The sequence below is a fragment of the Pseudoduganella flava genome (assembly GCF_007830495.1).
Classification (GTDB): Bacteria; Pseudomonadota; Gammaproteobacteria; order Burkholderiales; family Burkholderiaceae_D; genus Rugamonas; species Rugamonas flava.
Window position 1 is genome coordinate 104910 of the sequence record NZ_VLKW01000002.1, and the last position, 20250, is coordinate 125159.

20 protein-coding genes are annotated in these 20250 nt (G+C 66.8%); 8 read left to right on the top strand and 12 right to left on the bottom strand.

Annotated features, from left to right (window positions below; translation table 11 throughout):
* Positions 1–40: 40 nt before the first annotated feature.
* Positions 41–406 (bottom strand): hypothetical protein, encoded by a 366-nt coding sequence (locus IP92_RS04820; RefSeq protein WP_145873413.1) that lies wholly within the window; start codon positions 404–406, stop codon positions 41–43.
* Positions 403–1476, bottom strand: coding sequence for an aldehyde dehydrogenase family protein (locus tag IP92_RS04825; protein WP_145873414.1), 1074 nt, complete (start codon positions 1474–1476; stop codon positions 403–405). The genes IP92_RS04820 and IP92_RS04825 overlap by 4 nt, the downstream gene beginning before the upstream one ends.
* 116 nt (positions 1477–1592) lie before the next feature.
* Between IP92_RS04825 and IP92_RS04830 the strand changes: the two genes are divergently transcribed.
* Positions 1593–2957, top strand: coding sequence for an ATP-binding protein (locus IP92_RS04830; protein ID WP_145873415.1), 1365 nt, complete (start codon positions 1593–1595; stop codon positions 2955–2957).
* A 116-nt stretch (positions 2958–3073) separates the two neighbouring features.
* Positions 3074–3388, top strand: a complete 315-nt coding sequence (locus tag IP92_RS04835; protein ID WP_145873416.1) for a carboxypeptidase-like regulatory domain-containing protein — start codon at positions 3074–3076, stop codon at positions 3386–3388.
* A 12-nt stretch (positions 3389–3400) separates the two neighbouring features.
* On the opposite strand, the gene IP92_RS04840 is transcribed toward IP92_RS04835, so the two are convergent.
* The 5 genes from IP92_RS04840 to IP92_RS04860 all read right to left on the bottom strand — a co-directional run bounded on the left by IP92_RS04840 (position 3401) and on the right by IP92_RS04860 (position 10757).
* Entirely contained in the window at positions 3401–4921 is a 1521-nt protein-coding gene (locus tag IP92_RS04840) for a hypothetical protein (RefSeq protein ID WP_145873417.1), read from the bottom strand.
* Positions 4922–5330: 409 nt separating this feature from the next.
* The gene (locus tag IP92_RS04845; protein WP_145873418.1) at positions 5331–6956 is read right to left on the bottom strand and encodes a family 43 glycosylhydrolase; all 1626 of its coding nucleotides are present in this window, start codon (positions 6954–6956) and stop codon (positions 5331–5333) included.
* A complete protein-coding gene (locus IP92_RS04850) occupies positions 6953–8515 on the bottom strand; it encodes a GH39 family glycosyl hydrolase (RefSeq protein ID WP_145873419.1) in 1563 nt (520 codons plus the stop codon). Before IP92_RS04850 ends, IP92_RS04845 begins: the two co-directional genes overlap by 4 nt.
* 278 nt (positions 8516–8793) lie before the next feature.
* Entirely contained in the window at positions 8794–9960 is a 1167-nt protein-coding gene (locus IP92_RS04855; protein ID WP_145873420.1) for a helix-turn-helix domain-containing protein, read from the bottom strand.
* A gap of 5 nt (positions 9961–9965) precedes the next feature.
* Positions 9966–10757, bottom strand: a complete 792-nt coding sequence (locus IP92_RS04860; RefSeq protein WP_145873421.1) for an AraC family transcriptional regulator — start codon at positions 10755–10757, stop codon at positions 9966–9968.
* A gap of 100 nt (positions 10758–10857) precedes the next feature.
* Between IP92_RS04860 and IP92_RS04865 the strand changes: the two genes are divergently transcribed.
* Together IP92_RS04865 and rraA are read left to right on the top strand one after the other, a co-directional pair.
* Complete coding sequence (locus tag IP92_RS04865) at positions 10858–12090, top strand: MFS transporter (protein WP_145873422.1); 1233 nt, start codon at positions 10858–10860, stop codon at positions 12088–12090.
* A gap of 32 nt (positions 12091–12122) precedes the next feature.
* Positions 12123–12641, top strand: a complete 519-nt coding sequence (gene rraA, locus IP92_RS04870; protein ID WP_145873423.1) for a ribonuclease E activity regulator RraA — start codon at positions 12123–12125, stop codon at positions 12639–12641.
* On the opposite strand, the gene IP92_RS04875 is transcribed toward rraA, so the two are convergent.
* A complete protein-coding gene (locus IP92_RS04875) occupies positions 12616–13542 on the bottom strand; it encodes an alpha/beta fold hydrolase (protein WP_145873424.1) in 927 nt (308 codons plus the stop codon). The two genes, rraA and IP92_RS04875, sit on opposite strands and share 26 nt — an antisense overlap.
* A gap of 88 nt (positions 13543–13630) precedes the next feature.
* On the opposite strand from IP92_RS04875, the gene IP92_RS04880 reads away from it, so the two are divergent.
* A complete protein-coding gene (locus tag IP92_RS04880; protein WP_145873425.1) occupies positions 13631–14011 on the top strand; it encodes a MerR family transcriptional regulator in 381 nt (126 codons plus the stop codon).
* A 341-nt stretch (positions 14012–14352) separates the two neighbouring features.
* Positions 14353–15648, top strand: a complete 1296-nt coding sequence (aceA, locus tag IP92_RS04885) for an isocitrate lyase (protein WP_145873426.1) — start codon at positions 14353–14355, stop codon at positions 15646–15648.
* Positions 15649–15720: 72 nt separating this feature from the next.
* Here aceA and IP92_RS04890 read toward each other — a convergent pair whose 3' ends face one another.
* Together IP92_RS04890 and IP92_RS04895 are read right to left on the bottom strand one after the other, a co-directional pair.
* Positions 15721–15936, bottom strand: a complete 216-nt coding sequence (locus IP92_RS04890) for a hypothetical protein (protein WP_145873427.1) — start codon at positions 15934–15936, stop codon at positions 15721–15723.
* The gene (locus IP92_RS04895) at positions 15933–16190 is read right to left on the bottom strand and encodes a hypothetical protein (protein ID WP_145873428.1); all 258 of its coding nucleotides are present in this window, start codon (positions 16188–16190) and stop codon (positions 15933–15935) included. The genes IP92_RS04890 and IP92_RS04895 overlap by 4 nt, the downstream gene beginning before the upstream one ends.
* A gap of 154 nt (positions 16191–16344) precedes the next feature.
* Between IP92_RS04895 and IP92_RS04900 the strand changes: the two genes are divergently transcribed.
* Positions 16345–17277: a 23S rRNA (adenine(2030)-N(6))-methyltransferase RlmJ gene (locus IP92_RS04900; protein WP_145873429.1), complete on the top strand. Its 933-nt coding sequence runs from the start codon at positions 16345–16347 to the stop codon at positions 17275–17277.
* Between the two features lie 65 nt (positions 17278–17342).
* Positions 17343–18608, top strand: a complete 1266-nt coding sequence (locus tag IP92_RS04905; protein ID WP_145873430.1) for an EAL and HDOD domain-containing protein — start codon at positions 17343–17345, stop codon at positions 18606–18608.
* Positions 18609–18807: 199 nt separating this feature from the next.
* On the opposite strand, the gene IP92_RS04910 is transcribed toward IP92_RS04905, so the two are convergent.
* Together IP92_RS04910 and IP92_RS04915 are read right to left on the bottom strand one after the other, a co-directional pair.
* On the bottom strand, positions 18808–19545 hold the full coding sequence (locus tag IP92_RS04910) for an SAM-dependent methyltransferase (protein ID WP_145873431.1): 738 nt from the start codon (positions 19543–19545) through the stop codon (positions 18808–18810).
* A 2-nt stretch (positions 19546–19547) separates the two neighbouring features.
* The gene (locus IP92_RS04915; protein ID WP_145873432.1) at positions 19548–20150 is read right to left on the bottom strand and encodes a Maf-like protein; all 603 of its coding nucleotides are present in this window, start codon (positions 20148–20150) and stop codon (positions 19548–19550) included.
* Positions 20151–20250: the final 100 nt, after the last annotated feature.

Consider the following 20250-nt stretch of genomic DNA (forward strand, 5'->3'; position numbering starts at 1 on the left):
CATCGCGGTGCGCTGTCGCGGCAGCGCATCGACTTTGGCATCAGGACGGCGCGAAATCCTCGACTTCGTACTGGTCCAGGAAGCGTTCCTTACCGCCGGCCGTGTCGAAGCGCAGCGCGGCAGTGCGCTCGTCCGCCTGCCCGCTGGCCAGCACGCGCCGCAGGTGCGCGCCCAGCGATTGCCGGGCCGTGCTCTTCTGCCACATCGGATACTGGCCGGACAGACGGCTGCCGTCCAGGTAACGAATCTCGAATTCGCACTCGCGGCATTGGCGCCCGTCGGCCCATGCCTTCAGCAGCTTGTCCGCGGCGACGAATGAGCCCAGCACGGCGGTACCGCGGCCCGCGTTGCGGATGCGGATCTGCGCGATGCCGACTTTCTCGGCAGGCAGGAGGTTCTCGTTCATGTCCGGTTCCCGTAAGGTTGATCGAGTGGCGCGCGGTGCAGGTGCACCGGGCGGCGAAAGCGCCCGATCGCGTCGCCGGCCGCTTCCCGCGTGGGATGCAGCGCGCCGCCGCAGCGGTTCAGGTGGATGTGGCGCGCGGCCAGGCGCAGTACCGGCAGCAGCCGCGCGGACAGCGCCGCATCGTCGGCCGCCGCATGCACGCTGGCGCAGTACAAAGGCCCCAGTGCCCAGGCCAGCGCCACCAGCTCGGCCGCATCGGCGCAGCGCACCAGCAGGCCGCCGGCGCGTTGCGGCGGCGGCGGGCTGGCCAGCAGTGCGGCCGCGTCGACTTCGTTGAAAGGACCATGCGGGCTGGCGCCCAGCGCGTCGCCGATCGCTTCGCGCAAGTCGATGTAACCGTCGCCGTCGATCGCCACGACGACGGGGCGGCTGCCCGGCTGCGCCAGCAGTTCGCGGCCCAGGTATTCGGCGCGCCCGTTCAGCGCGCCGGGCAGCACGAAAGCCGCCTCGGTGCCGTCCAGTTCGCGCACGGCGGGCAGCAGGCGCGGCACCGCGTACACGCCGCCGCGGCAGATCGCGGCGCGGATCGCGTGATGTTCCAGCAGCGCGGCATCGTCGTCGGCCAGGGCGAACACGCTGTCCGGCAGGCGGCTCGCCGCGGCGGCCACCGCGATCAGGTTCGCCAGCTCGGCGCAGCTGGGTGCGCGCACCGCGTGCGCCAGCACGGGGCAGCCGGCGGCCAGCGCGGCCATCGCATGGACGCCCGCCAGGCCGTACGCGCTGCCATGCGCGCCGACGGCCGCCACGGGTCCCAGCGGCACGGTGCCGGCGCCGTCCGCATCGTCGCGCAGCGTGGCGGCCAGCGTGTGCAGCCAGCGCCGCAGCGTGTCGTGCTCGTGCAGCGCGATAGCCGGCGCGATGCCCGCGTCGAAGGCCGCCTGTTGTGGCAGGCGGTGGCGCACGCCGTCGAGGGCGGCGCCGATCGCATCGAGCAGGCAGGCACGCTGCTCGGCGCCGGCCTGGGCGAATGGCAGCGCGGCGGCGGCGGCGCGGTCCGGCGGGTGCATCATCGGCAGTACCCCTTTCAGGTGGAAAAAATTTAACAGTGACGAATGATTAACGCCGCTACCCGTTACGTTAGAATTTGCCGTGTTGGAAATCAATCCGGCTTTCGAGGTAAGGGAACATGGACCCACAGCAGTGGCGCACAGTGGAGTTCGGCGACTTCCGCCTGGTGCCGCACACGCGCACGTTGTACCGGCACGGCGCGCCGGTGCGCCTGACGGGGCGCGCATTCGACCTGCTGGTGGCGCTGGTCGAGCAGGCCGGCGCCGTCGTCGCCAAGGATGAGCTGATCGCCCGCGTCTGGCCGCGCACTGTCGTCGAGGAAGGCAATCTGCGCGTGCACGTGGGCGCGCTGCGCCGTGCGCTGGGCGGTGAACGGACGTATGTGGAGAACGTGGTCGGGCGGGGCTACAGCTTCGTCGCGCCGGTGCGCCGCATGGCCACCGATGCCGCCGCGCCGCCACCGCTGGCGGCCGCGGCGCCGTTGCTCCGCCTGATCGGCCGCGACGCCGTGCTGGACCAGCTGGCGCACGCGGTGCAATCGGAACGGCTGCTGACGATCGCCGGGCCGGGCGGGATGGGCAAGACGTCCGTCGCGCTGGCGCTGGCGGCCCGCGGCGCCGGCGCGTTTGGTGGCCGCGTCGTGCGTGCCGACCTGGCGCCGCTGCAGGACCCCGCGCAACTGCTGGCCACCGTCGCGCAGGCGGCCGGGCTGCCCGGCGCCGCGTCGCACGACGCGCTGTGCGCCGCGCTGGGCCGGCGCCGCATGCTGCTGGTGCTGGACGGCTGCGAACACCTGATCGACGGCGTTGCCGCGCTGGCGGCCCGGCTGCGGCGCACGACCGATGCGCCCCACATCGTCGTCACCAGCCGCGAACCGCTGCGCATCGACGGCGAGCGGGTGGTCCGCCTGCCGCCACTGCCGGTGCCAATGGACGACGCGCCGGCGCCCGCCGCGCTGTCCGGCTACGCGGCCGTGCAGCTGTTCGTCGAGCGGGCCAGCGCCGACGGCGGCTTCACGCTCGACGACGGCAATGCGGCGGCGGTGGCGGCGATCTGCCGCCGCCTCGATGGGATCCCGCTGGCGCTGGAACTGGCGGCGGGACGCGCCGCATTCTTCGGCGTGCACGAGCTGGCGCGCCGGCTGTCCGACTGCTTCGCCGTGCTGACGCGGGGCCGGCGCACGGCTCTGCCGCGCCACCAGACGCTGCGCGCGACATTGGACTGGAGCCACGACCTGCTGACGCCGGCCGAGCAGGCCGTGCTGCGCAGGCTCGCCACGCTGCGTGGCGCGTTCACGCTGGACGATGCCGTCCACGCCGCGCAAGGCAGCGGCATCGCGGCGGACGACGTGCCGGGCCACGTGGCGCAACTGGTCGCCAAATCGATGGTGGCGGCCGAACCGGATGGCGGCGCGCCGTACCGCCTGCTCGATACGACGCGCAGCTACGCGCTGGAGAAGCTGCATGCGGCAGGGGAGGGGTAGCGAACTTCGGGCGCCGCGTGCTGTCTACCGTGATGACGGTTCCAATATGACCAGCGCATCATGACCTCCGCATCATGAACACCGCATCATGACCACCGCATCATGAACACCGCATCATGACCACCATCACGGCAGCCAGCGGCATTGCCGGTGAAGTCATCCTCAGCCCCATCATGCCAGTCGAGCGGCCGGGCGACGTCAACCATCGCTCCTGCGAGGCCATGATCACGATCGTCGACGCGGCCGGCCGCGCGGTGGCAACGGTGCGCAGCGGTGCGGACGGGCGCTTCGAGATCGCTCTCGCCCCCGGCACCTACCGCTTGCGTCCCGAGTCCGGTGCCGCCGGTCCGTACGCTCCGCAGCAAACCGTCGTCGTCACCGGCGGCCGGTTGACGCCGGTGCGCATCGTCTACGACAGCGGCATCCGCTGACGGGCGACGGCTTCAGAAGCCGATACCGACGATCCGGCTGCCCCAGTCATGGTTGGCCAGGGCATTCTCGTTGACCAGCCAGGCCCGCCGGCTGTTGCGCGGGTCCACCGTCACCGCCGAGTAGTCGCCCCACCGGGTCGCGCCGTAATACGTCGGGCTCGTGAAGGCCGCGATGCCCGGGCTGAGCGTGTACGTGGCGCCGTTGTTGTGGTCGAAGCCGGAGAAGCGTACCTGCGGGAAGGTGCCGTTGGGCGGGTCCGTCATCGTCCAGGTCACGTAGATGTCGTTGGCGCTGTTGGCCGCGATCGACGCGTTGAAATCGTAGGACGTCGACGTGCCGAAGAAGAACGCGCTTTGCACCAGCGCATTGGTCGCCGTGTTGATCTGGTAGAACTTCGGCGCCGCGTAGCCGGCCAGGTCCACCGTATGCGTCTGCCACAGGAAATCGCCGCTCTGCGTGCTGGCGTTGACGAAGCGGCCGTCGAGCGTGTCGAGGCGGACGGTGGTGCCCGGTTGCGGCGCCGACGGCGGCGCCGTGTACGCGGGCACGGTAACGCTGACGGGGCCGCCGAGCGCGATGCCGTTCGGCCTGCTCGAGTTCGTCAGCGCGTACATGCTGAGGGCGCTGCCGCCGGAGGCGGCGATCAGGAACGTGCGCGCGTTCTGGTCCAGCACGATCGGCGGCGCCAGCGTGCCGCGCAGCCCCGTGAAGACGGGCACCGAGAACCCGAGCCCGTTGTACAGGCGCGCCTTCGCGACGGCGAACATGTCCGCCCACCGGAACGCGCCGGTCGACGAGAAGATATTGGCGGTAACGATCACCGCATCCTGGTCCATGCCCAGCTGTGGATAATCCCAGAAGTCGCCGGTATTGAATGTGACGTTGAGCGCATAGATATAAAAACCGCCGAGCGGATTGGCGGAGGTGGAGACGGCGATGAAATACAATTGCCGTGTCGTCGATTCCGCGAATGCGTCGGCCGTCACGATCCACCGATTCCACACGCTGTCATACACGACACGCGGGTCGAACAGTACACGGGTCGAATAGCCGAAAAAGGCTGCCAGCGAAATACTGGTGCGGCTGCTGGGATTGGTGCGCACGAACATGTCGATATGCGAATTGGTGACTTCGACAAAATAATCGAGGCCGATCGCGCCATGCGTATCCGGCGGCATCAGGCCATCCACATTGGTGGCGCCCGGTACGTTCGGGCCGGTGAGGATGATCGGCGCCAGCGCCTGCGCCGCTTCGCGGTCGAGCGCCATGGCGTCGTTGTCCTGGTCCAGCATTTCCGGTTGGTCGGCAAGTTGCCGTTTGGCGGCGGGCCGCTGCCCCTGCAATTGCGCCTTGATCTCCTCGTATCGCTCGGCCGGCATCGTCGGCAGGAAGGGTTTCGATTCCGCTTGCGCGCGCGCATCGGTACCGGGTTGCAGGTTGTCGCGCATGGCTTGCTGCATCGCTTCCATCGTCCTCAGTTGCGGGCTTGCCGCCTCCAGCGTATTACCGGCTTCCATTGGGGAATATTTCATGATGTTTCTCCTGTCAGCTGAAATGAATTGCCGTGCCGGGAAAAGGCGAAGCGGTCCCTGTGCGGCGGTCGATTGCGCACATTTTGTTGTCGAAGATTTTTTCGCCGCGGAGCAATATCAAACGTGTCCCAATTTAATAAACTATTAACCGCGGCGGGGAGTCGCTTTCACCAAAGTTCCCGCATGGCCTACTATCGAGATAAACGAACTGAGCGTTATTGATGGCGCGCAAACGGGAGAAACAGGCTGCAGGGATTTAAATATTTTGGGGCAACGGGAAATATTCTGGCGTGCAAATATATTTCAGTCGTTCCGGACAGCGCGGCAGTCTTAGGTGAAAATGAAGGCGCGGTTTGCTGCGCGCCTTCATTCAAGGCGGGGGGATCGTCGGCGGGCGCCCGTGGCGGGATCAGTCCGGCAGCGCGCGAAACGCGAAGCGCGTGATGCGCACCGCGCCGCGGCCGGTGCAATAGATGCCGATCTTCAGGCTGAGGAAGCCGCCGAACACATTGTGGTGCATGCCCGAGACCTCCATCCGCAGGCCGTGCAGCTGCCACGTCGCGCCATCGTCGTCCGAATAGCGGTAGGTGACGACGTTGCGGTCATTGGTCAACCGCACGCGCAGCTTGCGGCCGGCGAACGGTTTCTTCATCCAGCCCTGTTCCTCGGCCGCGCTGTATGTGCGGATCGCGCCGCCGTCGAAGCCGACGCCGACGAATGCCTTGTGGTTGTAGAACAGCAGCAGGCCCGCTTCGGCATCGCCCTGCAGTTCCAGCGTTACTTCGGCCTCGTAGGCGCGTTCGCCGACGGGGCACGTCAGCGGGGCGCTGTCGGCCGGCGACTTGCCTTTCGCCCGCAGCAGCAAGGCCGCCGGTGCCGCCGTCGTTTCGTACTTCACGCGTGCCATCTCGTCCGGCGCGGGATCGTGGAACGACCATTGCACGCCGAAACGGTTGCGGCTGAAATCATCCGACAGCGGCTGGCCGGCAGCTCCTGCGCGGCCGCCCTTGGGCTTGCGCAGCGGCTTGGACAGGTCGCCGCCGGTGGCGCGGAACCAGCCGTCCGCCGTCCACTCGATCGGTTCGAGCAGCGTCTGCCGGCCCAGCGTGCGAAAGCCGTTCTCGTAGCCGTGGTACACCATCCACCAGTCGCCGGCCGGCCCTTCGACAAGCGTCGCGTGGCCCTTCGACCACCACGGCTCGCTCGCATCGACCGTGCGTACCAGCGGGTTGCGCGGGCAATGCTCCCATGGCCCGTGGATCGAGCGCGAACGCGCGGCGATCACCATATGCCCGGTCGGCGGGCCGGACGTGCCGCCGACCGCCGTCACCAGGTAGAACCAGCCGCCGCGGCGCAGCAGCTTCGGCCCCTCCGGCGCGAAGTTCTCGACGACCCAGTCGTCAGGATAGCGCCACGGGCTGTACGCATGTTCCAGCGCGCCGTCGGCGGCCAGGCCGTCGTCCGTCAGGCGGATCTTGCGGATGCCGTTGACGAACAGGTAGCGCTTGCCGTCCTCGCCGACGGCGTGGCCCGGGTCGATGCAGCCGCGGATCTGCAAGTCCACCGGATCGCTCCACGGTCCGCGGATATCGTCCGCCCAGATCGCGTAGATCGACCAGCTGCTGCCGTCCGGCGCGGCGGGGATGTAGATGAAATAACGGCCGTTCTGCTTGCACAGGTCCACCGCCCAGATCGTGCCCAGCGGCTTGGACAGGGCCGGGCCGATCGGGGCCCAGTTCACGAGGTCCGTCGAATGCCAGATCACGAGGCCGGGGTACGAATAGAACGACGAGAACGTCATGTAGTAGTCGGCGCCGTCCTTCAGGATCGTCGGATCCGGGTGGTCGCCGGCGACGATCGGGTTCAGGTAGGTGCCGTCGCCCAGGTCGGCCTTGCGCTGGCCTTCGATGCCGCGGCCCCAGCGCGGCACGGGCGCGGGCGGGCAGGGCGCGGCCGCCGCCTGCGACATCGATGCGGCCGGCAGGGCAACGGTGCCGGCGGCGGCGGCCTTGAACAATACGCGGCGGCTGATCATGGCCGGCCTCCCTTCGTCAGGCGCACCAGGTACACGTCGTTCTCGCGCAGCGGCAGAGGCAACGTGTACGTGCCGTCCCGGCCGATGCGCACGGTGCGCAGCGTGGACGGCTTGCCGGTGGCCTGCGCCTTCAGCTCCGTCACCTGGGCGCGCGTCAACTGCCTGGGCGCGCCCATGCCGATGTAGGCCGTGTAGGCGTCGTTCTTGCGATAGCCGACCTGCGACACGGCCAGCGTGTACGTGCCCGGCTTCAGGCCCCGCAGCGCCACCTGCGCGCTGCCCTTGTCCCGCGGCGGCAGGTCGCGGATGAAGTACTGCTGGTTGTTGACGCCATCGGGCAGCGTGCGCGTGTAATCCCACAGCAGCACGGCGACGTTGCCCGTGCCGTCGACGGTGGCGATCGATTGCTCGTCCCCGTTGGCGAGCGTCTTCGGGCCCAGCTGGTTCAGGAACTGGTAGGCGAAGTACGCGCTCTTCTTGATACCTTGCGTGTTCATCAGCCCGAAGCCGCCATGGAAGGCTTCGAAGCGGGGACCCGCTTCCTCGAAGATGTCGGTGAACACCCAGTACGACATCGACTGCGCCGCGTCGCCCACCTGTTTCAGCTTTTGCAGGATGTAGGCGGCCTGGTGATAGCTGTCGTGCGTGGGGTCGGACGGCGTGTACGACGAGCTCCACTCCGTGTAATGCAGCGGCAGCCGCGGCTTGCTGGACGCGGCGATCTCGCGGCGGTTCTTCAGCACGTCGTTGCTGATGGACCCGGCATCCTTGCTGAGCACCGTGCCGTGCGTGCCGAATTCATCCAGAAAGCCCTGCTCGACGCCATAGGTGTGGGTGCTGACGAAATCGAGCGGCACGTCGTGCTTGGCGGCGTAGGCGATCGTTTCCGGAATCCACGCGGCACCGGCCGTGGCGGGGCCGCCGACCCGGTAGTCGGCGCTGACGCTCTTGATGGCCCGCGCCGCATGCGCATACAGCTTGAAGTACTCGTCCTGCGTGCCGGCCCAGAAGCCATCCAGGTTCGGTTCGTTCCAGACTTCGAAATACCAGCTCGCCACTTCCTTCTGGCCGTAACGCTCGGTCCAGTGCTGCGTCAATGCCTTGACGAGTTTTTCCCATTTCTCGTAGCTGCGCGGCGGCGTGACATTGCCGCGCCACCAGAATATGGTTTTCTCGCCGCTGGCCATTGCCGCCGGCATGAAACCCAATTCGACGAAGGGTTTCACGCCGACGCTCAGCAGATAATCGTATAGCGCATCGATATATTGGAAGTTATATTGTTCGCGACCCTGCGCATCCACTTTATAGACGCCCATGTCGTCGGACAGCAGGCCATGCATCCGGATATACCGGAAGCCGGCATCGCGGCGAATTTCCGCCAATTGCTGTTGCCAGTCGGCGCGCAATCCTTCATTGGCGCGGCCGGCACCGACCACCATATTGAAATTCCTGTTCAGGTCACCTTGAATGGCCGTTGCGTCGACGGCAATCGTTCTTTGCTGGGCCAGCGCGCTGGAAGTCAGCAGCAGGGCGCCCAGCAGCAGGGGGGTAAAGCGCATTGTCTCCTCCGTATGTTCGGGTGACGGCATGATACGGCCATCGCCACGGCTGAGGTAGCGCTAACACGGGGCGCACGCCCCACGGTGCGGAAAGTTGAAGAAATGCTGCGGGAAGTGCAAGGCGCTGTCACCTCAGCTTGTGGAATCGTTCGGCGATCCGCCGCCATGGGATTGGCTGACGGAAGGAGCGAGGGGTACCGTGCGCGGCGCACGTGCGGCCATTCCACAAGCTGGGGTGACAGCGCCAAGTACAAGCGCCAGCGGGAACGATCCGCCCGTCAGGCGGCCGCCCGGCAGGCGGTGCGGAAAGCCTTCGGCGTACAGCCGTGCTCTTCCTTGAACAGCTTGTTAAAGTACGACACGTTCGCATAACCGACCGAATATGCGATCTCGGCCACGGTGGCGCCGCCTTGCCCGGCAAGGAGCCGGGCTGCTTCCGTCAGCCGCAGCTTGTTCAGGTAGGCGCTGAACGTCAGCCCCAGTTCCGCTTTCAGGATATCGTTGAGCTTGTTGCGGTTGATGCCGGTGGCGGCCACCACGGTGTCGACGCTCAAATCCGCCTGCGCGTAATGCGCGCCGAGATAATCCAGCAAGGTCGCCTTTTCCCGGTCGCGATGGCCTTCGAGAGGTAATGCGCGATACGGAACAATCGCCACATCCTTGCGCAGTTTCTCGCGCAGCTCGTCGATCAATGCACGCGTATGACCGCGGAAAAACCATACTGAAAACAAGACCCACGCTGTCGCCAATATGCCGCCTGCGAATAACGGATAACGGTCGTCCCGGCCAATAAACGCCAGCTCGCTTATTTCGACGCGCGCGCTATTTCCCACCGGGCTTTGAAACGTGCTGCCGAACGCGATTTTCGGCACCTGGTCCAGCCGGTAATGCTGGTGCGCGATATTCTGCTTGTACAGATCGAACCACCATTGCGGCGTTTCCAGCCGGGAGAGGTCGACGTCGACGCGATTGCCCTGCGGCGTGCACGAGAAAAAGGCGGCCGGAGTCCGGTAGCTCAGCAGGTCGCCGCGCCGCGATACCTTCGCGTCGAACGTGGGGATGCTCAGCATCAGCGTGTTGGCGGGTTCGCAGCGGGCGACGAACGACAGCGTCGCATAGCGCGACAGGTCAACGTGCGCCGGCTTGCCGTCGGCACCGTCGAAGAACAGGTCAGTCCCCGCAAACGGATACGGCACGCCCGGCACGCCCGGCACGACGCGCAGGTCGAAGCGCAGCCGCTCGCCCGCCGCATGGATCGTCGTCGACGACGCGCCGCCGCGCGTGTTGTCCGCATTGCCGCGCGCGTGCCAGCGCAGTTCGCCCGCTGCTGCCGGCAGCAGGGCCGCGCGCAGGTGGCTGCGCTGCACGCATGCATAGCCCAGCGCGAGGCTGGCGGCCAGCAGGGCCGCGCCGGCAAGCGCCGCGCGCTGGTGAAAAGGCCGCATCGGGTTCACCGCCGCGCGAAGAACGAGGACGGCGTGCAGCCGAACGTCTTGCGGAACATCTGCGAGAACGCGGACTGGCTCGCGTACCCCAGCTCGTCGGCCACGCGCGCCAGCGGCATGCCGCCGGCGATCATCGGCGCCGCATGCGCCAGCCGCACCTGCTGGCGCCATTGGCCGAAGCTCATGCCCAGCTCCTTCTCGAACAGCCGCGCCAGCGTGCGCTCCGACGCGCCCACTTCCTGGGCCCAGTCGGCCAAGGTCTGCGGCGCGCCCGGCGTGTCGATCAGCCGGCCGCACAGGCTTTGCAGCCGCTTATCGCGCGGCATCGGCACGCGGATCGGGCGCGTCTCGCTGCGCGCCAGCTCGTCCAGCATCAGTTCCGTCAGCATCGTCGCGCGGGCGGACGGTTCCAGCGGCGGCAATTGCTCCAGCGCGAGGATCAGTTCACGCAGCAGGTCCGAGACTTCCAGCACGCGGCACGCTTCGCCGGGGAACGGCGCGCGCGCAGCCAGGATCCGCACGGGGCGCAGGCGCGTGGCTTGCAGCACGGTGACGGAATGGACGATGCCCGGCGCGATCCACACGGCGCGCGACGGCGGCACGATCCACGTGCTGTCGGCCGCCGTCACGCGCAGCACGCCGTCCAGCGCGTGCGTCAGCTGGCCCCACGGGTGCGTGTGGGGGCGCAGGTATTCGCGGCTGTCCAGGTCGCGCGCCATCAGCGTCACGGGGCGATCCAGGGTCGGATCGAAGCAGTCCGGGTAGGGCAGCGTGTGCTTGACGACGGGGACGGGCATTGGCAGGAATGCGATAAAAGTTGACTTTCTATCTTAAAACAGCCGGGGCCGTTTTGCCTACACTCGCTGCTGGGAAGTCCGAAAAAAACATGGGGAAACAATGAGCAACACGACTACAACGACCGGGAAGGCGCAGCTGCGCCAGGATGCGCGGGTGATCGGCCTCGTGGGCCTGGCGCACGGCACCTCGCACTTTTACCACCTGATCCTGGCCGCGCTGTTCCCGTGGCTGAAGCCCGCGTTTGGGCTCAGCTACTCCGAACTGGGGCTGTTGATGACGGTGTTCTTCGTCGTCTCCGGCATCGGCCAGGCACTGGCCGGCTTTGTTGTCGACCGCGTCGGCGCGCGCCGCGTGCTGTTCTTCGGCGTCGGCATGCTGGGCGTGTCGGCGCTGGCGCTGTCGGCGGCGCACAGCTATGCGGGGCTGATGGCGGGCGCGCTGCTGGCCGGCGTCGGCAACAGCATCTTCCACCCGGCCGACTACACGCTGCTGAACCAGCGCGTATCGCGCGAGCGGCTGGCGCACGGCTTCTCGGTACACGGCATCAGCGGCAATATCGGCTGGGCCGCGTCGCCGCTGTTCCTGACGACGGTGGCGGCGTTCGCCAGCTGGCGCGCGGCGCTGGCCTGCGCGGCGGTGCTGCCGTTCATCGTGCTGGCGATCCTCGTGCTGAACCGGGACGCGCTGCGCCCGAATCCTGTCCAGCGTACGGGCGCCGCGCAGCATGGCGGCGAAGGCACGCTGGCGTTCCTGCGCCTGCCGTCCGTATGGATGTGCTTTGCGTTCTTCTTCCTGACGGCCGTGGCGCTGGGCGGCATCCAGTCGTTCGCATCGATCGGGCTGGAACAGCTGTACGGCATCTCGCGCGAGCTGGCGACGAGTTCCTATACGGCCTATATGCTGGCGTCGGCCGGCGGCATGGTGGTCGGCGGCTTCATCGGCGCCGGCTCGCGCAACCACGACCGCAATATCGCGCTGGCGTTCGCCGTCGCCGCCGTGCTGGCGCTGGTGCTGGGGGCGGCCGTCGTGCCGGGCTGGCTGGCGCTGCCGCTGATGGCGGCGATCGGCTTCTGTTCCGGCGTGGCGGGCCCGTCGCGCGACCTGATGATCCGCGCCGCCGCGCCGAAGAACGCGACGGGGCGCGTGTATGGCGTCGTCTACTCCGGGTTGGACACGGGCCTGTCGGTCGGCCCGCTGCTGTTCGGCGCCGTAATGGACGGCGGCCATCCGGGCTGGCTGTTTGCCGGCGTGGCGCTGTTCCAGGCGCTGGCGATCGGCACGGCCGTCGGCGTCGGCGGCAGTACCCGGGCGGTCGCGCTGAAAAGCGCCTAGAATCGGACCATCTCGTTTACCTGGGGAGTCTCATGAGCCTGGCCACGCCTTTCGCCACCGATTTCGCCACCACCGACCTGTGCGACGATAACGCCGTGCTGCTCGAGGACGGCCGCCTGACCGTGCTGCCGCCCGTGTTCCGCCACTACGGCAAGCGCGCGCGCTTCGGCGGCCGCGTCGTCACGGTCAAGGTCTTCGAGGACAATGCGCTGGTGCGCACCGCGCTGGAGACGCCGGGCGACGGCCAGGTGCTCGTCGTCGACGGTGGCGGCAGCCTGCGCCGCGCGCTGTTCGGCGGCCAGCTGGCGCTGCTGGCGCAGGACAATGGCTGGGCCGGCGTCGTCATCGACGGCTGCGTGCGCGATACGGAGGAAATCGACAGCTGCGACATCGCCGTGCGTGCGCTGGCCGCGATCCCGCAGCGGGGCGCGAAGAAGGGCACGGGCGAGCGCAATGTGCGCGTGCAGATCGCCGGCGTGCCCGTCAATCCGGGCGACTGGGTGTACGCCGATGCGGACGGGATTCTTATCGCCCAGCAGCGGCTGGCCTGACGCCCGCGCCGGCGGCGCGGTCGACGAAGGAGGCGAGGTCGCGTTCGAAGCGCTCTGGTGCCTCGATGAAAGGTGCGTGGCCTGCACCGGGGTACAGCGCGGTGACGGCACGTGGCTGCAGCGCGCGTGCCCGTGCGATCGACGGCTGCGGTTGCACCAGCGCGTCGCGCTCGCCGTAGACGAGCAGCAGCGGCTTGCCCAGCCGGCCGAGGCCGGCCGCCGCATCGATCGTCATCGACGGCACCGCGGCCGTCATCTCCCATGACGCCATCGCCGCGTTTGCCAGCAGCCGTTGCAGCACGTCCGGTTGCGGCGGCGTGGCGAAGCACAGGCCGAGGAAGGCGCGCTCGGCGTCCAGATGGGTTTTCAGGTCCGCCGACGCCAGGTCGCGGTACAGCGCAGGGTGCGCCGTGATCTGTTCCGGCTTCAGCTCGATCACGCCGCCGACGTACACGGCGCCGCCGATGCCGGCGTCACCGTACGCGGCCAGGTAATTGGTGATCACGGCCGCGCCCAGCGACCAACCGACCAGAACGGGTTTGGTGGCCTTGGCAGTTGCCAGCACGGCCGCCAGGTCGTCGGCCCAGCGGCGCCCGTCCGCATACGCCGCGGCGCCGGCCGGCTTGCCGGACAGGCCATGGCCGCGCAGGTCGAACGCGATCAGCCGGTAGCGCGCCAGGACCGGGCTGGCGAACTGGCGTTCCCAGTTCAGCCGGCTGCCCAGCAGGCCATGCACGAACACGATGGCCGGCCCATCGGGGTTGCCGGCCTCGTCGACGGCGAGCGGCACGCCGTCCGGGGCGGTGACGGTATAGCTACGGGTGGTTGCACCCGCGGCGGTGGCGGCCAGCGCCGCCGCCAGCAGCAGCGTGCCCAGCACGCGGTGGAAGAATCGGTACATCGTCAAGCTCCTTGAAACGTTGGGAGCGCCAGTCTGAACCCTGACACTGGTGTCAGAGTCAAGCGTTGTGTTGTGGTACGCTGCGGCGATGCCTTCACCCGCCCCACTGATGTCGATCGGCGCGCTCGCGCAAGCATCCGGCGCCAGCGTCCGGTCGATCCGCCATTACGAGCAGCACGGCCTGCTGGCGTCGATCCGCGCCGACAACGGCTACCGGATGTTCCCCGCCGCCGCGGTCGCGCAGGTGCGCCAGATCCAGCGGCTGATCGCCACCGGTTTCACCGTCGCCGAAATCCTGTCCTTCCCCGACTGCATGCGCATGATCGAGGGCGCCCCCGCCTGCAGCGAGACGAGCGACGTGCAACGCCGGCGCCTCGCCGCCATCGAGCGCCAGATCGCCGACCTGGAACGGCGCCGCACGCGCCTGCTGGCAATGTTGCGCGAGGGCGCCGCCGCGCCACCTGACTGATCCATTACAACGAGCAACAAATGCGCTAGCGCAACACGATGCCCCGCCTGCCGGGGCATCGTTGTTTGTGGCCGCAGCAGCGCCGAAACCAAGGCATTTTTCACGTTGCGAGATGGCCGTTTCACCATTTGAAAAGCGCACAAATAACTGCCGGGCTCGCGCTTCCATGGGAAGAAATGACGTTGCGTATCATGAAAAATGCGCCGTAAGCCGTTGAAAGATAAGCGTAAAAAAATACTCCTATGTCTTATATAAGAGTATTGGTGCGCTGAACAAAAAGCCCTATGATGTTCCTAACGGTTTCGCATTCACTTCAATTCGTTTCAAGACAGGAGAGCATCATGGCAACTCGTGAACAGCAAGCAGCAGAACTGAAGCAGGACTGGGCAACGAACCCGCGCTGGCAGGGCATCACCCGCACGTACACGGCCGAGGACGTCGTACGGCTGCGCGGCTCCGTGCAGATCGAGCACACGCTGGCCAAGCGCGGCGCCGACAAGCTGTGGAACCTGCTGCACGACGAACCGTTCGTCAACGCGTTGGGCGCGCTGACGGGCAACCAGGCGATGCAGCAGGTGAAGGCCGGCCTGAAGGCGATCTACCTGTCCGGCTGGCAGGTTGCCGGCGACGCCAACCTGGCGGGCGAAATGTATCCCGACCAGTCGCTGTATCCGGCCAACTCGGTGCCGATGGTCGTCAAGCGTATCAACAACACGTTCCAGCGCGCCGACCAGATCCAGTGGTCCGAAGGCAAGGACGACATCGACTTCTTCGCGCCGATCGTCGCGGACGCGGAAGCGGGCTTCGGCGGCGTGCTGAACGCGTTCGAGCTGATGAAGTCGATGATCGAGGCGGGCGCTTCGGGCGTGCACTTCGAAGACCAGCTGGCCTCCGTGAAGAAATGCGGCCACATGGGCGGCAAGGTGCTGGTGCCGACCCGCGAAGCCGTCGAGAAGCTGATGGCGGCGCGCCTGGCGGCCGACGTGATGGGCACCGGCACGCTGGTGATCGCCCGTACCGACGCGGAAGCGGCCGACCTCTTGACGTCCGACGTGGACGACAACGACAAGCCGTTCTGCACCGGCGAGCGCACCGTGGAAGGCTTCTACAAGGTCCGTCCGGGTGCCGACCAGGCGATCTCGCGCGGCCTGGCCTACGCGCCGTACGCCGATCTGGTGTGGTGCGAAACGGGCAAGCCGGACCTGGAATTCGCCAAGCGCTTCGCCGAAGCGATCCATGCGAAATTCCCCGGCAAGATGCTGGCCTATAACTGCTCGCCGTCGTTCAACTGGAAGAAGAACCTGGACGACGCGACGATCGCCAAGTTCCAGAAGGAGCTGGGCGCGATGGGCTACAAGTTCCAGTTCATCACGCTGGCCGGCTTCCATGCACTGAACTACGGCATGTTCAATTTGGCGCACGGCTACGCGCGCCGCCAGATGTCGGCATTCGTGGAGCTCCAGGAGGCGGAATTCGCGGCCGCCGAGAAGGGCTTCACTGCCGTCAAGCACCAGCGCGAAGTGGGTACCGGCTACTTCGACGCTGTCACGCAAACGATCCAGCAGGGCCAGAGCTCCACGACGGCACTGCATGGATCGACGGAGGACGAACAGTTCTTCGACAAGAAGGTCGCCTGACCGGCTGCCACAGGGGAGTGAACGAAAAACCGCGGCCACAAGCCGCGGTTTTTTTATGCCACGCCTTTCACGTCACGGCTGCGGAGCGATGGCGGCCTTCAGCTGCCGGACATACTCGCCGACATCCGAGATGACCGCCATATTGTCGTCCACCTCGACGCGGTGCAGCTGGTGCCCCGGCCCGAACGACACGCCGGCCTTGAGGCCGTCCCTTTCCTCCGTCAGGTCATGCCCTTGCACCGCGGCGATCACGTCGCCGGCGCCATCCGTCACGATCGTCATTTTCATGACATCCCCCCGCCTTGCAGATTGTGGAAGCAGCCGCCGACACCCTGGTTATGGATGGCGACGAAGTAGGTCGCGTTGCCGTTGTTGTCCTTGCGCTTGCGCTGGTCGTCGGCCAGGTGGACGGCGCCGAGATTCGGCGTCTTGATGTCCGCGGACGCGAACTGCGTGCCGTGGTCTTCCCCGTATGTGTAGAACCAGAACGCGGTCTGTCCCGGCGCGAGGAAGGTGAGGGGTCCTACGTTGTTGAATGCCATGTTCTCCTCCATCGGAAGTGGACGCGGATTGCGCCCTGTTGTCAGCGTAGGCCGCGAGCGCGGCAGTCGTTTGACGGGATCGATATGCGGGGCCATTTTGGCGGCGTCCCCGTTCTCTGGGATAATGATGGCTCGAATCATCCCGAAGAAGACCATGTTCAGTTACCGCCACGCCTTCCATGCCGGCAATCACGCCGACGTCCTGAAGCATTTCATCCAGATCCAGCTGCTCAACTACCTGAATCAGAAGGACGTGGCGTACAGCTACATCGACACGCATGCCGGGGCTGGCGTGTACGCGCTCGACAGCGTGCAAGCCACGAAGACCGCGGAATTCGAAACGGGCATCGCGCCGCTGTGGGACCGCACCGACCTGCCGGCCCCGCTGGCCGAGTACGTGAACCTCGTGAAAGGCATGAACCCGAGCGGCAAGATGCGCTATTACCCCGGTTCGCCGTACGTCGCCGAACAGGTGGCGCGCGAGATGGACCGCATCCGCCTGTTCGAGCTGCACCCTGCCGACAGCAGGCTGCTGGCCGAAAACTTCGCGAAGCTGGAAGCGCACCAGGCCGCGCAGGGCAAGCGCAGCACCGTGCGCGGCAAGCGCATCATCGTCAACAAGGCCGACGGCTTCCTCGGCGTGAAGGCGCTGCTGCCGCCGCCGTCGCGCCGCGCGCTGGTGCTGTGCGACCCGCCATACGAGGACAAGCAGGACTACCGCAAGGTCATCGACATGCTGGGCGACGCCTTGAGGCGCTTCCCGACGGGCATGTACGCGATCTGGTATCCCGTGCTGCAACGGATCGAGGCCCGCAACTTCGCCGAAAAGATGAAGCACCTGCCGGCGCAGAGCTGGCTGAACGTGACGCTGACGATCTCGTCGCCGACGCCGGACGGCATCGCCCTGCACACGAGCGGCATGTTCATCCTGAACCCGCCGTACACGCTGGCACCGACGCTGAAGACGGTGATGCCGTACCTGGTGCAGGTGCTGGGCCGCGACAAAGGCGCGACCTTTACCCTTGATAGTGGCGAAATGACAACTGCCCAGCCGCGAAAGACCCGGCAGGATGCGCGCAACACATGAAAGGTATTGCCGTTTGAGCAAGCTCAGGTTATCGTAGCGGGATTGTTTCTTCAGCAGGCCCTTCGATGACGCTGGCACCCAGCCCGGACATCCCACTACCGTACGCCAACCACTTCTTCCTGGCGCGGCAACCCATCCTCAACCGATCCCAGCGGCTCGTCGCCTACGAGCTGTTGTACCGCAATGCCGACAGCGGCGTCGCGGACTTCACGAACGGCACCGCCGCCACCGCTTCCGTCATCGCCCACGCTTCCGAGCTGGGCATGGAGCAGGTGGTCGGCGAACAGCTGGCGTATGTCAACGTCGACACGGAAGGGCTGATGAGCGACTTCATCCGCTTCCTGCCGAATGACAAGGTGATCCTCGAGGTGCTGGAAACGGTCGACGCGACGCCGGCCGTGCTGGCCCGCGTCGCCGAGCTGAAGCAAGCGGGCTTCAAGTTCGCGCTGGACGACGTCGTCGGCACGTCCGACAGTCTGGCCAAACTGCAGCCGCTGATGGACGTGATCAAGATCGACATCAAGCAGATGGCGCCGGACACGCTGGCCGAACTGACCCGCACGCTGAAGAATCCCCGCCAGAAGCTGCTGGCGGAGAAGGTCGAGACGCAGGAAGAGTTCCGCCACTGCCTCGACCTGGGCTTCGAATATTTCCAGGGCTATTACTTCGCCCGCCCGGTCATCCTGTCGGGCAAGAAGATCGCGCCGTCGCAGATGGCGATCATGCACCTGCTGGACCTGCTGGCGTCGGATGCGGACCAGCGCGACATCGAGCGCGGCATCAAGCTGGACCCGCTGATCACGCTGAACCTGCTGCGCCTCGTGAACACGCCGGCCGTCGGCGCGCGCTTCAAGATCAATTCCGTCGGCCACGCGCTGATCGTGCTGGGGCGCCGGCAGTTGCAGCGCTGGCTGCAGATCCTGTTGTACGTGAAAGGGCAGCAGTACGATTCGCCGCTGCTGCAACTGGCGACGACGCGCGGCAAGACGATGGAAAACCTGCTCGAGCACGTACGCCCGGGCCGCGCCGACATCGGCTTCACCGTCGGCATCATGTCGCTGATGGATACGCTGTTCTCGGTGCCGATGGGAGAAATCCTCGACAGCGTCAACGTGCTGGACGACGTGCGCGCGGCGCTGCTGCACCGCGAAGGCGACTACGGCAACGTGCTGCGCCTGATCGAGCTGATCGAGGTAGCCCGCGAAGGCCCCGAACTGACGACCCTGCTGCACGAACTGAACATCGCACCATCGACGCTGTACGCCAGCCAGCTGGCCGCGTACGAGTGGGTCAACGAATACACCCACGGCGTCACCGCACCGCAGCGCTGAGCGCTGCAAACCCCAATCGCTAACGGCTCAGCCCGTGTCCCCTGGTGCCAGGCACGAAGGGACACAAACTCAGCCGCAATGTCCCCTGGTGCCTGGCACCAAGGGACACGGCCTCAGCCGTTGTGCCGTCGGTGGCATTGCGCTTGAGTCCGTGTCAACGGTGCCTGGCACCAGTGACACAGACTGATCCGTAAGGGCCTTATGCTGCCAGCAGCAGAAACACTGTCGGCTTCTTGTGGAAATCGGGACCGTGGCCGCCGGCCAGCGCGCTTTTCCACTGTGCAGCCGTCTGGGTGCGGATGGTTTCCGTCGGCAGGCTGATGTCGGTAGCCACGCATACCAGCGTATTGCTGTTGCACGCCGTTACCAGGGCCTCGAGCAGCGCGGCGTTGCGGTACGGGGTTTCGATGAAGAGCTGGGTCTGCTTCTCGGTGCGCGAGCGCTGTTCCAGTTCCTTCAGGCGCTTGGCGCGGGCCGCCGGGTCGGTGGGCAGGTAGCCGTTGAACGCGAAGCTCTGGCCGTTCAGGCCGCTCGCCATCACGGCCAGCAGCAGCGACGACGGCCCAACCAGCGGCCGCACTGGAATGCCTTCCTTGTGGGCGAGGCGCACGAGGTCGGCGCCCGGGTCCGCCACGGCCGGCACGCCCGCTTCGGACAGCAAACCTGTGTCGTGCCCTGCGCGCAGCGGGGCCAGCAGGTCGGCGAGGGCATCCGCCTTCGTGTTGACGTTCAGCTCGGCGATGGCGATCTCCTGCAGCGGCCGTGCCAGCGGGTGCACGGCGTGCACGAGTTTCAGGAAGGCGCGCGCCGTCTTGGCGTTTTCAGCGACGAAGTGCGCCAGCTGGCTGGTCAGCGCCTGGACGTGCTCGGGAATGACGTGATCCAGCGCCGTCGTCTCGCCCAGCGTGTTCGGAATCAGATACAAAGTGCCGGCCATGCTTACTCCTTGAAAAACGCCACGCCGGCGGCGCGCAGCATGCCGGTCAGCGCGATCAGCGGCAGGCCTGTCAGCGCTGTCGGGTCGGAAGATTCGATGCGTTCCAGGATCGCAATGCCGAGCCCTTCGTTCTTCGCGCTGCCGGCGCAATCGTACGGCTGCTCGATGCGCAGGTAGGCATCGAGCTCCGCATCGGGCAGGTCGCGGAACTTGACGGTGGTTTCGATGTCTTCCAGTTGGAAGGTGCCGTCGCGGCCGTCCCACAGGCACAGCGCCGTATGGAAGACCACGTCGCGGCCGCGCATCGTCCGCAGTTGCGCCAGCGCGGCGGGGTGGCTGCCGGGCTTGCCGATCTGCGCGCCGTCCAGCGTGGCAACCTGGTCGGAGCCGATGACGAGGGCGCCCGGCTGGCGCGCGGCAACGGCCTGCGCCTTCAGGCGCGCCAGCCGCAGCGCGGTGGCGGCCGGCGCCTCGCCGGGCAGCGGCGTTTCATCGACCGCGGGCACGTCGACGGTGAACGGCAAGCGCAGGCGGGACAGCAATTCGCGCCGGTAGGTGGAGCTGGAAGCAAGGATCAACCGAGGGGGAAGGGGAGTTTGGTTCATGGAAACATTTTATTGTGGCGGTGCGCCACGAATTGTTATATGCTCTTGGCGCCGTTGGTTTGACGCACGCGCCCCACGAAATCTGCTGCGAGGCGCGCAA